Consider the following 13,069-nt stretch of genomic DNA (forward strand, 5'->3'; position numbering starts at 1 on the left):
TGTGATACAGCGGATTCGAAGTCTTTAGGATATTTTCCGCCTCCCTGGCAATCGACGAAAAACGGCCCACCAGTCTCCCCAGTGAGCCGTCATCCGAATTGGCGAAAGTGCCGGTCAGTCGTCCTGAACAACCGAAAGTCCGCGGGCCTGGCTCGAATAAAAGGCAGCCAGGTCGTGGATGTCTTCTTTGGAAAGCGCGCCGGCCAGACCGTTCATGATGGCATTCTTACGTACGCCGGTCTTGTAGTCTTCGAGCGCCTTCATCAGGTAGTTTTCGTACTGGCCGGCCAGACGGGGGTTGGGACTCTCACCGTTGCCGTCCTCCCCATGGCAGCCGCCGCAGCCGCTGGCCTCGGCCTTCTTTTTGCCATTGGCTACGTTGCCGGTCACGGCGTTCTTGACGTTGATGGCCCGAAAACCTGCGACATAAGCGGCGATGTCCCGCAGGTCCTTGTCGGAAAGCGAAACCGCGTTGCCTTCCATGCTTCCGTGCTGCCGCGCTCCCGAGGCATAGGCCTTGAGCGCGGAGACTACATAATCGTCGTGCTGCCCGGCCAGCTTGGGCACATGATAGGTCGGATAGGTATTGGAGTAACCCTCGATGCCATGACAGCCGGCACAGGTGTAGAACTTCTCCTTCCCCGACATGCGGTCTCCCTCCGCCGATGCCGTCCCGCTGCTGACCATTCCGGCCAGTCCGGCGACCGCAACCTTCCACAGGATATGGTTTTTCATGATGCTGAATACTCCCCAGTGACTAGTCGATCCGAACGCCGGGCAACCCGCGGCGCACACGCCAGCCGTGCGCCCCCCGGCAAGTCGGCGTATGGTACCGGTTTCCGGGAATTTGACAACCGCGGAAACCGGGAGGATGCATCGGCCTCCCCCCGGCCGATCCGGTCACAGGCTGAACGCTTGCTTCAGGGCCTCTTCCACCTCAGCCGTATCGATGATGGGGGTTTCGGGTTCCGTCACCTCGCCGAGCTTTGCCCGTTCCCTGCGCTCCGTATGGTAGGCCAGACCGGTTCCCGCCGGGATCAGACGTCCCACGATGACGTTCTCCTTCAGGCCCTGCAAGCGGTCGGTGGATCCCCGGATCGCCGCTTCGGTCAGCACACGCGTGGTTTCCTGGAACGACGCCGCGGAGATGAACGACTCGGTGCTCAAGGAGGCCTTGGTGATACCCAGCAGCACCGGTTCGTAACACGCGGGCACCTTGCCCTCTTCTTCCAGGCGGTCGTTCTCCTCCAGGAGCCGCGACCGGTCCACCTGTTCACCTCGCAGGAAGCTGGAATCACCGGGATCGGTGATTTCCACTTTCCGCAGCATCTGGCGGATGATCACTTCGATGTGCTTGTCGTTGATCTTTACACCCTGCAGCCGATACACATCCTGGATTTCCTTGACCAGGTAGGAAGCCAGCTCGGCGGTGCCGCGCAGCCGCAGAATGTCGTGCGGCGTCAGTTCACCTTCGGCGATGGTTTCGCCCTGTTCCACGTGCTCGCCTTCGAACACCGTGATGTTGCGCCATTTCGGTACCATCACCTCGTGCTGCTCGCCGCTCGCGTCGGTGATGATGAGGCGGCGCTTGCCCTTGGTTTCCTTGCCGAAGGACACCGTGCCGGTCGCCTCGGCCAGGATGGCGGGATCCTTGGTCTTGCGCGCTTCGAACAGATCCGCGACGCGCGGCAGACCACCGGTGATGTCACGCGTCTTGCTGGACTCCTGAGGAATCCTCGCGAGCACATCGCCGACTTCGACCAGATCGCCGTCGCGGATGCCGATGATCGCTCCGGCCGGCAGGAAGTACTGCGCCGTGATTTCGGTCGAGGGAATGAAGATGTCGTTGCCCTCCTCGTCCACCAGTTTGACCAACGGCCGCAGTTCCTTGCCCGCGCCGCCGCGCTGCTTGGGATCGATGACCACCATCGAGCTCAGGCCGGTCATTTCGTCGGACTGTTCACGCACGGTAACGCCTTCGACGAAATCGATCAGCTTGGCGCGGCCCCGGACCTCGGAGATGACCGGATGGGTATGCGGATCCCAGTTCACCACGATCTGGCCTGCCTTGACCGCGCCGCCCTCCCGCACCGACAGAACCGCTCCGTAGGGGATCTTGTAGCGCTCACGCTCACGGCCGTGTTCGTCGATCACGCTGATTTCGCCGGAACGCGAGACCGCGACCAGCGCATTGTCCCGGTTGACTACGGTCTTGAGATTGGTCAGCCGGATCTGTCCGCTCGACTTCACCTCGACGTTGCTGATCGCCGCCGACCGCGAGGCCGCACCACCGATGTGGAAGGTACGCATGGTGAGCTGCGTGCCCGGCTCGCCGATCGACTGCGCCGCGATCACGCCGATCGCCTCGCCGATGTTGACCTTGTGGCCACGACCGAGGTCGCGGCCATAGCACGAGGCACAGACCCCATAACGGGTCTTGCAGGTGATGACGGAGCGCACCCGGACGTTGTCGACGCCGTGCTGTTCGAGTAGCTGCACCGCCCGCTCGTCCAGCATCGAACCGGCTTCGAGCAGCACGTCTCCGCTCGCGGGATCGACCGCGTGCTCGGCCAGTACCCGCCCCAGCACCCGTTCCGCCAATGGCTCGACCACATCCCCGCCTTCGATCAACGGGGCCATCTGCAAACCGTCCGTCGTCCCGCAGTCATCCTCGGTGATCACCAGATCCTGAGCGACGTCCACCAGGCGGCGCGTCAGGTAGCCGGAGTTGGCCGTCTTGAGTGCGGTGTCGGCGAGCCCCTTGCGGGCGCCATGGGTCGAAATGAAGTACTGCAATACCGTCAGTCCTTCCCGGAAGTTCGCTGTGATCGGCGTCTCGATGATAGAGCCGTCCGGCTTGGCCATGAGGCCGCGCATGCCGGCCAGCTGGCGGATCTGCGCCGCCGAGCCGCGGGCACCGGAGTCGGCCATCATGAAGATGGAATTGAACGACTTCTGCTTGATGGTCTCGCCGTTTCCAACGGTCACCTCGTCCACGCCGAGTCCTTCCATCATCACTTTGGCCACCTGGTCGTTGGCATGCGACCAGATGTCGACGACCTTGTTGTAGCGTTCGCCGTCCGTCACCAGGCCCGAGGCAAACTGGTTCTGGATTTCCTTCACTTCACGCTCCGCCGCCTGGATGATTTCATCCTTTCGGGCGGGGATCTCCATGTCTTCGACGCCGAACGACACACCCGCCCTCGTCGCATGGGAAAAGCCGAGATACATCAACTGGTCGGCGAAGATGACGCTGGCCTTGATACCCAGGGTTCGATAGGCGTGGTTGATCAGACGGGAAATGGCCTTCTTGGTCATATCGACGTTGACCATTTCGAACGGTATGCCCTCCGGCACGATGTTCCAGATCAGCGCACGCCCCACCGTCGTCTGGACCCGCTTGATGCTCTCGGTACGCTCCCCGCCCTCGCCCACCACCACCTCCCGCACACGGACCACCACCTTGGCATGCAGGTCAACGGCGCCATTGAGGAACGCCTGTTCGGCCTCGTCGACGCTGGCGAAGATCATGCCCTCGCCTTTGGCGAACAAGCGCTCCCGGCTCATGTAGTACAGCCCCATGACGACGTCCTGAGTGGGATTGATGATGGGCTCACCGTTGGCCGGGGACAGAATGTTGTTGGTCGCCATCATCAGAGAACGGGCTTCGAGCTGCGCTTCCAGCGAAAGCGGCACATGCACGGCCATCTGGTCGCCGTCGAAGTCGGCATTGAAGGCGGTGCACACCAGCGGATGAAGCTGGATCGCCTTGCCTTCGATCAGGATCGGCTCGAACGCCTGGATGCCCAGCCGGTGCAGGGTCGGCGCACGGTTCAGCATGACCGGATGTTCGCGGATCACCTCGTCCAGGATGTCCCAGACCTCGGGCGCCTCGCGCTCCACCATCTTCTTGGCCGCCTTGATGGTCGTGGCCAGGCCGCGGAACTGCAGCTTGCTGAAGATGAACGGCTTGAACAGCTCCAGCGCCATCTTCTTGGGGAGACCGCATTGATGCAGTCGCAAGGTCGGCCCCACCACGATCACGGAACGGCCGGAGTAGTCGACGCGCTTTCCCAGGAGATTCTGACGGAAGCGGCCCTGCTTGCCCTTGATCATATCGGCCAGGGACTTGAGCGGACGCTTGTTGGAACCGGTGATCGCGCGGCCGCGGCGGCCGTTGTCCAGCAGCGCATCGACCGATTCCTGCAGCATACGCTTCTCGTTGCGCACGATGATGTCGGGCGCATTGAGGTCGAGCAGCCGTTTGAGACGGTTGTTACGATTGATGACGCGGCGGTACAGATCGTTGAGATCGCTGGTGGCGAAGCGACCGCCATCCAGCGGCACCAGCGGACGCAGGTCCGGCGGCAGCACAGGCAGCACGGTGAGGATCATCCACTCCGGCCGGTTGTTGGACGCCAGCATCGATTCGATCGCCTTCAACCGCTTGGTGTACTTCTTGATCTTGGTCTCGGAGTTGGTGCCGTTGATTTCCTCCCGCAACTGCACGACCTCGGCGTGGAGATCCATGGTGCGCAGCAATTCGCGGATGGCTTCGGCCCCCATCTTGGCGGTGAACTCGTCGTCGTATTGTTCGACCAGCTTCTGATATTCCTCTTCGCCGAGCAGCTGGCCCCGGGTGAGCGGAGTCATGCCCGGATCGATGACGACATAGGATTCGAAATAGAGTACCCGTTCGATTTCGCGCAACTGCATGTCGAGCAGCAGCGCGATGCGCGAAGGCAGCGACTTGAGGAACCAAATATGGGCAACGGGACTGGCCAGTTCGATGTGTCCCATGCGTTCCCGCCGCACCTTGGAAAGGGTGACTTCCACGCCGCATTTTTCGCAGATCACCCCCCGGTGCTTGAGACGTTTGTACTTGCCGCACAGGCATTCGTAGTCGCTCACCGGTCCGAAGATCTTGGCGCAGAACAGACCGTCGCGCTCCGGCTTGAAAGTCCGGTAGTTGATGGTCTCGGGCTTTTTCACCTCGCCATAGGACCAGGAACGGATCATGTCGGGCGATGCCAGGCTGATGCGGATCGCATCGAACTCTTCGCTTTGCGTCTGGCGCTTCAGAAAATTGATCAAATCTTTCACGTAAATCTCCCAGTCATCAATTCGGAAGGCAGCCGCGAACGGCTGCCTGCTGCGCGGGGCGGCGATCAGTCCTGCTCGAGCTCGATGTTGATTCCGAGCGAGCGGATCTCTTTGATCAGGACGTTGAACGACTCGGGCATGGCGGCCTCCATACGGTGATCACCGTCGACGATGTTCTTGTACATCTTGGTCCTGCCGTTCACGTCGTCAGATTTCACCGTCAGCATCTCCTGCAGAGTATAGGCGGCACCGTAGGCCTCCAACGCCCACACCTCCATTTCGCCGAAACGCTGTCCACCGAATTGCGCCTTGCCGCCCAGCGGCTGCTGGGTCACCAGACTGTACGGACCGGTGGACCGTGCGTGCATCTTGTCGTCGACCAGATGATTGAGTTTGAGCATGTACATGTAACCGACGGTCACCGGACGGTCGAACACGTCGCCGGTACGTCCGTCGAACAAAGTTGCCTGGCCGCTTTCGGGAAGATCGGCCAGCCGCAGCATGGCCTTGATGTCTTCCTCGGTGGCTCCATCGAACACGGGAGTCGCCATCGGCACGCCGTCCTGCAGATTACCGGCGAGCTCCAGCACCTCGGCGTCGCTCAGACTGGCGATGTCCTCCTGGCGGCCACTCACGTTGTACACCTGAGTGAGGAAAGACCGGATCTCCTCGATCTTGGCCTTGGCCTCCAGCATCCGCCCGATCTTCAGGCCCACACCCTTGGCCGCCCAGCCGAGATGGGTCTCGAGCACCTGGCCTACGTTCATGCGTGAAGGCACGCCCAGTGGGTTCAACACGATGTCGACCGGCGTACCGTCAGCCGAATACGGCATGTCTTCCACCGGTACGATGCGGGAAATCACACCTTTGTTCCCGTGGCGGCCGGCCATCTTGTCACCGGGCTGAATACGGCGCTTGACGGCCAGGTACACCTTTACCATCTTGAGCACACCCGGAGCGAGGTCGTCACCCATGGTGATCTTGCGGCGCTTCTCTTCGAGCCGCTTCGCGATTTCCTCGCGCTGCTGGGCGATCTGCCCGGCGATCGCTTCGATCTGAAGATTGACGTCTTCGTCCTGCAACCGGATCTCCAGCCACTGGGCGGGCTTGATCGAATCCAGGTATTCCCGGGTGATGGTGGCGCCGCGCTTCAGACCGCCCGGCCCCATGTCGGCGACCTTGCCCAGAACCATCTGCTCGGCCCGCTGGTAAAAGTCCTTCTCGATGATACGGAGCTGATCGTTCAGATCCTTGCGAACCCTCTCAATCTCGGCTTCCTCGATCTGACGGGCGCGTTCATCCTTCTTCACGCCGTCGCGGGTGAAGACCTGCACGTCTATGACCGTGCCGTCCATACCCGAAGGCACGCGCAGCGAAGTGTCCTTCACATCCGAGGCCTTCTCACCGAAGATCGCCCGCAGCAGCTTCTCCTCCGGGGTGAGCTGGGTTTCGCCCTTGGGCGTCACCTTGCCCACCAGGATGTCGCCGGCCTTGACCTCGGCGCCGATGTAGACGATACCCGACTCGTCCAGCTTGGACAGCGCGGCCTCCCCAACGTTCGGAATGTCGGCGGTGATTTCCTCGGGCCCCAGTTTGGTGTCTCGAGCGACGCAGGTCTTCTCCTCAATGTGGATGGTCGTGAAACGGTCGTCCTGCACCACGCGTTCCGAAATCAGGATCGAGTCTTCGAAGTTGTAACCGTTCCAGGGCATGAACGCGACCAGCAGATTCTGGCCCAGCGCCAGTTCGCCCATGTCGGTCGAAGGACCATCCGCCAGCACGTCGTTGCGGGCCACGACGTCGCCCGGCTTAACCAACGGCCTCTGGTTAATACAGGTGTTCTGGTTGGAACGGGTGTATTTGGTCAGGTTGTAGATATCCACACCCGGAACCCCCGCCTCGGTCTCCTCGTCGTTCACCCGGACCACGATGCGGCTGGCGTCCACGAACTCGACCGTGCCACCGCGCTTGGCGACGACCGCCACGCCGGAATCGCGGGCGACGATGCGTTCCATGCCCGTGCCCACCAGAGGCTTCTCCGTACGCAGCGTCGGGACGGCCTGCCGCTGCATGTTCGAGCCCATCAGGGCGCGGTTGGCATCATCGTGTTCGAGGAAGGGGATCAGCGAGGCCGCGACCGACACGATCTGTTTGGACGACACATCCATGTAGTTGATGTTTTCCCGCGACGCCAGGGTGAATTCATCCTTGTGGCGACACGACACCAGTTCATCCTTGAGCATGCCGTTTTCATCGACCGAGGCGCTGGCCTGAGCAATGTAGTACTGGCCCTCCTCGATAGCCGACAGGTACTCGATCTGATCGGTCACCCGGCCGTCGATCACCTTTCGATACGGCGTCTCCAGAAAGCCGTATTCGTTGGTGCGCGAGTAGACCGCGAGCGAGTTGATCAGGCCGATGTTCGGACCTTCGGGCGTTTCGATCGGACAGACACGGCCGTAGTGGGTGGTATGCACGTCGCGCACTTCGAAGCCGGCGCGCTCACGCGCCAGCCCCCCCGGCCCCAGAGCCGAGACACGGCGCTTGTGAGTGACCTCCGACAAAGGATTGTTCTGGTCCATGAACTGCGAAAGCTGGCTCGAACCGAAGAATTCCTTGATGGAAGCGGCCACCGGTTTGGCGTTGATGATCTCCTGTGGCATCAGACCATCGGCGTCGGGCAGCGACAGACGCTCCTTCACGGCCCGTTCGACCCGGACCAGCCCGAGCCTGAACTGATTCTCCACCATCTCCCCCACGGACCGGACGCGGCGGTTACCCAGATGGTCGATGTCGTCGACCGTGCCCCCCCCGTTACGGATGTTGATCAGTTCCTTCAGCACCGCGATGATGTCATCGTTTTCCAGCACGCCGGGGCCGGTAGGATCGGTCCGCCCCAGGCGCCGGTTGAACTTCATCCGGCCGACAGCCGACAGATCATAGCGTTCGGCCGAGAAAAACAGATTTTCGAACAGGGTCTGGGCGGCCTCCTTGGTCGGCGGTTCGCCCGGCCGCATCATCCGGTAGATTTCCACCAGGGCATCCAGCTGCGTCTCGGTCAGATCGATGCGCATGGTATTGGAAATGTACGGACCGCGGTCGAGATCGTTCACATAGAGCGTACGGATCTCGGGGATGGCCGCAGCCACGAGACGCGCATAGACATCCTCCGTGATCTCCTGATTCACCTTGGCGATCAGTTCGCCCGTCGAAGTATCCACGACGTTGTGGGCAAGAATCTTGCCGTACAGGTAGTCCTTGGGGACGTCGAGGAGGTTCACGTTCTCCTTTTGCAGCATCCGGATGTGACGCGCCGTGATCCGGTGGTCCTTCTCGACCACGATCTGATCGCCAAGCCGAATGTCGAAGCTGGCGATATCGCCGCGCAGCCGCTCGGGTATCAGTTCCAGCTGAATGCCGGCGGATGAGAGCAGGAAACGGTTGGTGTCGAAAAACTCGGCGATGATCTGCTCGTTGTCATAGCCCAAGGCTCGCAGCAACACCGTGGCGGGCAGCTTGCGACGCCTGTCGATACGGACGTAAACGCAGTCCTTGTGGTCGAATTCGAAGTCCAGCCAGGACCCGCGGTAGGGGATGATTCTGGCATTGAACAGCAGCTTTCCCGAAGAATGGGTCTTTCCCCGATCATGGTCGAAAAATACGCCGGGCGAACGGTGCAGTTGGGAAACGATCACCCGCTCGGTACCGTTGATGACGAACGTGCCGTTGTCGGTCATGAGCGGAATTTCGCCCATGTAGATCTCCTGCTCCTTGATGTCTCTGACGACCTTGGCGCCCACCGGCGCATCCTTGTCGTAGACCACCAGACGGACGAGCACGCGCAGCGGGGCGGCGTAGGTGGTTCCACGCTGCTGACATTCCTTGACGTCGAACACCGGGTCGCCCAGCCGGTAACTCACATATTCGAGTACGATGTTGCCGGAATGGCTCTTGATCGGGAAAACCGACTTCAACGCCGCATGCAGACCTTCGTCGCTCCGGGCGGCGGGCTGCTTGTCGAGTTGCAAAAACCGCCGGTACGAGTCAACCTGTGTCGCCAGAAGATAGGGGACCTCCAGCACGTCCTGACGCTTTCCGAAACTCTTGCGAATTCGTTTTTTCTCGGTAAACGAGTAAGCCATGTTGGTTCCTGACCTGAGTTTGGTTTGCTTGAAATATCGTGAGCCTAAAGCCTCCGGGAGGCTGCACCGGCAGTATCGGGAATATGCCTTGGCTCGTTATCGGATTGCCACGTGCGATACGGAGGACGGCATGGACAGACGTTCGGAGTCCACAAGGTAACCGATTCCGTAACAATCCGCAAACGCCGAAAGGCCGGCAGCGCGGGGCTGCCAGCCTGAATCGAAGCTCTTCCTTAAAAGGAGCGGACGCGCAACGTTTCGTTACTTGACGTCGACAGCCGCGCCAGCTTCTTCCAGCTTCTTCTTGATGTCGTCTGCCTCGGCCTTGGAAATACCTTCCTTGACGGTGGAGGGAACGCCCTCAACCAGATCTTTCGCTTCCTTCAGCCCCAGGCCAGTGATCTCGCGAATCGCCTTGATCACGTTGACCTTGTTGGCACCGAAGCTGGTCATGACGACGTCGAACTCGGTCTTTTCCTCAACCGCCGGCGCCGCGGCGCCCGCCGCGACCGGAGCCACGGCGACTGCCGCCGCAGCGGACACGCCGAACTTCTCCTCCATGGCCGAAATGAGATCCACGATCTCCATGACGGTCATGTTGGAAATAGTCTCGAGGATATCTTCTTTGGAAACTGCCATTGTCATTTCTCCGAAATTTCTTTCTGCCGGACCTGCGGGTTACGCGGCCTGCTTCTGATCTCGAACCGCCGCCAAGGTGCGCACGAACTTCGCGTGCGGCTCCGCCAGGGTGCGGACGAACTTTTCGATTGGCGCCTTCATCGCGCCCATCAGCATGCTGATCGCCTGCTCGCGGTTCGGCAGCGAAGCCAAACGCTCGAGCTCGGAAGGACCATATTGTTTGCCGCCGACCGCCACCAACTTCACGACGAGCTTGTCGTTGGTCTTGGCGAACGCACTGACCACACGGGCCGCGGAGCCCGGATCCTCAAGGGAGAACGCAAGGATCAAGGGCCCTACCAAACCGTCCTGCATGCACTCGAAACCGGTGCCTTCGACGGCTTTGCGCGCCAAGGTGTTCTTGACCACGCGCAGGTATACCCCGGACTCACGCGCCTCCTTGCGGAGCTGCGTCAGTGCCGAGACGCTCAGCCCCCGGTATTCCGCCGCAACTGCGGAGTGCGCTCGGGCGGCAACGGCTGCAACCTCGGCGACGACCGCTTTCTTGTCATCGAGTCTCAGTGCCACTCGTTACCTCCAGAAAAACTGAATAGTTTTGGGAAACCATTCAGAGCCATGCCACCCCGGCCGAAGCCGGGGACTCTCATAACGGCTCCTTTCGCCGAAATTCGGCTTCAGTCACCGTCTGCGCAGGCTGTACGATTAAGTGCCCCAAAGGCACGCCTGCGGTCTTTGACGGTCACCGGAAATCCGGTAACCCAAAGTCGGTTGATTCGTTGCTGTATCAGGCGGCCAGCGTGCTCTGATCCACCGCCAGGCCTGGCCCCATGGTCGAAGATACGGTGATCTTCTTCACGTACACACCCTTCGCAGTGCTCGGCTTAAGCTTCTTCAGGTCCGCCAGCAAGGCCTCCAGGTTTTCCTTGAGCGCCGCCGAATCGAAGCTGATCTTTCCGATCGTGCAATGGATAATGCCCTTCTTGTCGGTACGGTAGCGGACCTGACCGGCCTTCGCGTTCTTGACAGCGGTGGCGACGTCCGGGGTGACGGTGCCGGTCTTAGGATTGGGCATCAGCCCCCGCGGACCGAGAATCTGGCCCAACTGGCCCACGACGCGCATGGCGTCCGGCGCCGCGATAACGACATCGAAATTGAGCTCGCCGGCCTTCACCTGGGCACCCAGATCATCCATGCCGACGATGTCCGCTCCCGCCGCCAGGGCGGCCTCGGCATTCGCTCCCTGGGCGAACACTGCCACGCGAACCGATTTGCCGGTTCCGTGGGGAAGAACGGTCGCACCGCGGACGGCCTGATCGGATTTGCGAGGATCCACGCCGAGATTCACGGCGACGTCCACCGACTCGACGAACTTGACGGAGCTGACCGATTTCAGCACCTCGAACGCATCGTCGATCGCGTACACTTTGCCGGGCTGAACCTTATCCTTGATCGACTTCAGCCGTTTGGTCAAACGAGCCATCACACACCCTCCACAATCAAACCCATGCTGGTCGCACTGCCGGCAATGGTGCGCACGGCGGCGTCCATGTCCGCCGCCGTCAAATCCGGCATCTTCATCTTGGCGATTTCTTCCAGCTGAGCCCGCGTGACCGTCCCGACCTTATCGGTGTTAGGCTTGGAACTTCCGGACTTCAGCCCGAGCGCCTTCTTCAGGAGCACGGACGCCGGCGGGGTCTTGGTGATGAACGTAAAACTACGGTCCGCATACACCGTGATGACGACGGGGAGCGGAAGCCCTTTCTCGACGTTCTGGGTCTGGGCATTGAATGCCTTGCAGAATTCCATGATGTTGACGCCACGCTGGCCAAGCGCCGGACCGACCGGCGGACTCGGATTGGCTTCACCGGCCTTGACCTGAAGCTTGATGTAACCTGTGATTTTCTTTGCCATTTTTGACTCCTATGGGTACCAACGCCGGTTACGGCTCCCCGAAAACAAAAAGGGCTCGCGGTGCAACCACGACCCCCGTCTACCAAACCCGCCCAGCCTTAGCCTTTTTCAACCTGTCCGAATTCGAGCTCGACAGGCGTGGATCGCCCAAAAATCAGGACGGAAACCCTGAGCTTGCTCTTTTCGTAATTGACTTCCTCGACGACACCGTTGAAATCCTTGAACGGACCATCGATGACGCGCACCACTTCGCCAACCTCATATAGCACCTTGTGCTTAGGCTTCTTGACCCCTTCCTCCACACGCGCCAGAATCGCTTCTGCCTCTGCGTCACTGATCGGAGCGGGGTGATCGGGCGTCCCGCCAACGAAACCCAGCACCCGCGGAACGTCACGCACCAGATGCCAGGTGTCGTCATTCAACTCCATCTGGACCAGGACATAGCCCGGAAAGAATTTCCGCTCACCCTTACGCTGCTGACCCTGCCGCATTTCCAACACCTCCTCGGTCGGAACCAGGATCTTGCCAAAATAATGCTCCAGCCCGGCCCGGGCTATCCGCTCCTCCAAAGAACGCTTGACGCGGTTTTCAAAATTGGAATAAGCCTGGATCACATACCAGCGTAGCGCCACGATCGCCCCCTGTTACCCGGTGATCGAGGTGATTGCCCAAAACAGGAGCATATCGAGCAGCCAGAGAAAAATCCCGACGAAAAACACCAGCGCGACCACCATCAAGGTAGCCTGCGCCGCCTCCTGCCGCGTCGGCCAAACCACTTTTCGGACCTCGATGCGCGACTCACGGAAAAATCCGAGCAGCGCTCGCCCCTTGGCCGTCGCCGAAACCAATGCGACCGCGACAATACCCGCGCCGACGACACCCAGCGTGCGATAGACGACGGAATAATCGACGAAGTAATGATATGCGACGATGCCCGTGATCAGGCATACCAGCGCAAGAACGAGCTTGACGGTATCCAGACCGGAAGCACCGGACTCCGAAGTAGTTTGAGTAGACATGCGCCGGATCGCTATGAAAACAACAGAGGGCGCCCTTCGAGGGGCGCCCGCATCACATAGTGGCAGGCCAGGAGGGGCTCGAACCCCCAACCTGCGGTTTTGGAGACCGCTGCTCTACCAATTGAGCTACTGACCTAAATATTCAGGAGGGCGACCCACGAGCGCCGCCCAATCCCTTACTCGATGATCTTGGAGACAACGCCTGCGCCGACGGTACGACCGCCCTCGCGCACGGCAAACCGCAAGCCTTCGTCC

At 60.7% G+C, this 13,069-nt stretch carries 10 protein-coding genes and 1 tRNA gene; all 11 read right to left on the reverse strand.

Going from position 1 to position 13,069, the window contains the following annotated elements:
* Nucleotides 1-114 precede the first annotated feature (114 nt).
* The gene (locus ACSHWJ_RS03625; RefSeq protein WP_010960368.1) at nucleotides 115-735 is read right to left on the reverse strand and encodes a c-type cytochrome; all 621 of its coding nucleotides are present in this window, start codon (nucleotides 733-735) and stop codon (nucleotides 115-117) included.
* Between the two features lie 165 nt (nucleotides 736-900).
* Entirely contained in the window at nucleotides 901-5,091 is a 4,191-nt protein-coding gene (gene rpoC / locus ACSHWJ_RS03630; protein WP_218801356.1) for a DNA-directed RNA polymerase subunit beta', read from the reverse strand.
* 77 nt (nucleotides 5,092-5,168) lie between these two features.
* Complete coding sequence (gene rpoB, locus ACSHWJ_RS03635; protein WP_017365161.1) at nucleotides 5,169-9,245, reverse strand: DNA-directed RNA polymerase subunit beta; 4,077 nt, start codon at nucleotides 9,243-9,245, stop codon at nucleotides 5,169-5,171.
* 261 nt (nucleotides 9,246-9,506) lie between these two features.
* The gene (rplL, locus tag ACSHWJ_RS03640; protein WP_010960365.1) at nucleotides 9,507-9,884 is read right to left on the reverse strand and encodes a 50S ribosomal protein L7/L12; all 378 of its coding nucleotides are present in this window, start codon (nucleotides 9,882-9,884) and stop codon (nucleotides 9,507-9,509) included.
* A gap of 39 nt (nucleotides 9,885-9,923) precedes the next feature.
* The gene (gene rplJ / locus ACSHWJ_RS03645; RefSeq protein WP_432539320.1) at nucleotides 9,924-10,451 is read right to left on the reverse strand and encodes a 50S ribosomal protein L10; all 528 of its coding nucleotides are present in this window, start codon (nucleotides 10,449-10,451) and stop codon (nucleotides 9,924-9,926) included.
* A 217-nt stretch (nucleotides 10,452-10,668) separates the two neighbouring features.
* On the reverse strand, nucleotides 10,669-11,364 hold the full coding sequence (gene rplA, locus ACSHWJ_RS03650) for a 50S ribosomal protein L1 (protein ID WP_010960363.1): 696 nt from the start codon (nucleotides 11,362-11,364) through the stop codon (nucleotides 10,669-10,671).
* Nucleotides 11,364-11,795, reverse strand: a complete 432-nt coding sequence (gene rplK / locus ACSHWJ_RS03655; RefSeq protein ID WP_010960362.1) for a 50S ribosomal protein L11 — start codon at nucleotides 11,793-11,795, stop codon at nucleotides 11,364-11,366. The genes rplA and rplK overlap by 1 nt, the downstream gene beginning before the upstream one ends.
* Nucleotides 11,796-11,893: 98 nt before the next feature.
* Entirely contained in the window at nucleotides 11,894-12,427 is a 534-nt protein-coding gene (nusG, locus tag ACSHWJ_RS03660; protein WP_010960361.1) for a transcription termination/antitermination protein NusG, read from the reverse strand.
* A gap of 12 nt (nucleotides 12,428-12,439) precedes the next feature.
* Nucleotides 12,440-12,814 carry a preprotein translocase subunit SecE gene (gene secE / locus ACSHWJ_RS03665; protein ID WP_010960360.1) on the reverse strand — a complete coding sequence of 125 codons (375 nt, stop codon included), beginning with the start codon at nucleotides 12,812-12,814 and terminating at the stop codon, nucleotides 12,440-12,442.
* Between the two features lie 60 nt (nucleotides 12,815-12,874).
* A tRNA-Trp gene (locus ACSHWJ_RS03670) sits at nucleotides 12,875-12,950 on the reverse strand.
* Nucleotides 12,951-12,990: 40 nt separating this feature from the next.
* Nucleotides 12,991-13,069: hypothetical protein (locus tag ACSHWJ_RS03675; RefSeq protein ID WP_432539324.1), on the reverse strand; the 79-nt coding region annotated here is incomplete at its 5' end.

It is taken from the genome of Methylococcus sp. S1M, from assembly GCF_051295855.1.
Taxonomy (GTDB): domain Bacteria; phylum Pseudomonadota; class Gammaproteobacteria; order Methylococcales; family Methylococcaceae; genus Methylococcus; species Methylococcus capsulatus.